Raw genomic sequence first — 1,683 nt, forward strand, 5'->3', positions numbered from 1 at the left:
CCAGCGAGTTAAAAAAGAAGATAGAAAAAATTACGTCAGCAGAAGAACCCGCTGTTCGCATTGACATTTTATTTTCGATGCTGGAGTTACCTACACGTATATCACGGAGCAAAAATGCCTAGTAAAGTGCAGAACAAAGATAAATCGGAAGCAAAATACTCAAATAACGTTTATATCGCTGCGGAACCACGACAGAAGCTTGAAGAACTATGTACAGAAATCGGTTACGAGCGCAGAAAAAACATGCCAGCATCTGCATTCGTAAGATACCTTATTGAGAATTTTGGTGAGCAGGCCAAAAAGAAAATTCTCAAGAACAGCGACAATTAATAAACCAAAGGCACGGTAATGATCTCTACAGCGACTTTTCTGGCGCTGGCGATTCAGTGCGCTCCTGATGTTGCCCCTGATACTTTAGCCCGGATAGTAAAAACTGAATCTGGTTTTAATCCGTGGGCAATTGGAGTTGTCGGTAAGTCGCTTAAACGCCAACCACAAACCAAAGAAGAAGCGTTAGCAGCTGTCAAACAGCTTGTTAAGGAGAAAGCCAATTTCAGTATCGGTCTGGGGCAGATCAACCGCCAGTATTTTGATCCCGATAATGCTGAAGCAGTATTTTCTCCGTGTACAAATTTGAAAATGAGTTCGGATCTATTAAAAGATTGTTACGCCCGAGCCTTAAAAGGTTCGGGTGATCAACAGCAGGCTCTTTTGAAGACATTTTCATGTTACTACAGCGGTAATTATACAAGGGGGTTTGTAAAGGAAAATAACGGGACTAGTTATGTTGACAGAGTGGTAGCCGTAAATACAACCGGTATTAAGGTTCCCGCTTTAAATGATAATGGAATACCTGATCAGTCTCCCAGACAAGAACGGCCAACGTATGATGACTGGGATGTTTTACAGCAGTATCCAAAATACAGCGTACCAACGCAAAGCAATAGCGCACCAACGCAAGGCATAAGCGAACCGTCTGCTGGTACAACTCAAGAGGAACAAACGGATGTTAAAAGTTAACTATATGAATAAGTCAGCATTTAGAAATTACCTTATGGTAATTCTGATGTTGGCTTTTTCACCCTATGCATTAGCTGCCGGTGATACCGGTTGGCTGGATATTCTTAATCAGTATGCAAAAAACATTCAGATTGGCCTATACACACTGGCGGGTACGGTAGTCTTGTGCTGTGTGATTGTATCGGGTATTCGTTTAGCTATTTCCCGTATGTCCGGAAATCACGATAAAACCTTCTTTGATTACATCGGTGATTTAAGCATGGCAATCTGGATTGGCGGAGCGATTGTAGTCTTTACTGCTCTCTGGCAGGTATTCGGAACTACTTCCTGATTCGGAGGGGATAATATGGACGAACAGGACTTATCTTTTGACAGCTATAATGCGATGGGACGAACGGCATCTTATGCTGGCGTTCCTCAATTTGTGCTGTTAGGGATAGTAGGTCTGGGTATTGTCATTACCGCTCTCAGTTGCGCACTGTTTGGCTGGTACGGTTTGATTGCCCTTATTATCCCCGTAACCATGTTTGTTGTTGTCCGTATCATTTGTGAGACTGACAGCCGCTTTCTTACTCGCCTCCGCTTTATGCTGAGGCGGTATGTACGGAATATGGTTTATGGGCGAGCTTTATTAATTACCCCTTGCAACCCTCGATGGAATAA

4 protein-coding genes are annotated in these 1,683 nt (G+C 43.0%); all 4 read left to right on the forward strand.

From position 1 onward, the window contains the following. Window positions 1-114: 114 nt before the first annotated feature. Window positions 115-330 carry a hypothetical protein gene (locus L977_RS09450; RefSeq protein ID WP_047625639.1) on the forward strand — a complete coding sequence of 72 codons (216 nt, stop codon included), beginning with the start codon at window positions 115-117 and terminating at the stop codon, window positions 328-330. An 18-nt stretch (window positions 331-348) separates the two neighbouring features. Next, a complete protein-coding gene (locus L977_RS09455; protein WP_047625640.1) occupies window positions 349-1,020 on the forward strand; it encodes a lytic transglycosylase domain-containing protein in 672 nt (223 codons plus the stop codon). Further along, window positions 1,007-1,351, forward strand: a complete 345-nt coding sequence (locus L977_RS09460; RefSeq protein WP_052192616.1) for a TrbC/VirB2 family protein — start codon at window positions 1,007-1,009, stop codon at window positions 1,349-1,351. The genes L977_RS09455 and L977_RS09460 overlap by 14 nt, the downstream gene beginning before the upstream one ends. A 15-nt stretch (window positions 1,352-1,366) precedes the next feature. After that, window positions 1,367-1,683: hypothetical protein (locus tag L977_RS24945; protein WP_231563531.1), on the forward strand; the 317-nt coding region annotated here is incomplete at its 3' end.

Origin of the sequence: Enterobacter sp. ZOR0014 (assembly GCF_000798855.1) — a bacterium.
GTDB classification, from domain to species: domain Bacteria; phylum Pseudomonadota; class Gammaproteobacteria; order Enterobacterales; family Enterobacteriaceae; genus Enterobacter; species Enterobacter kobei.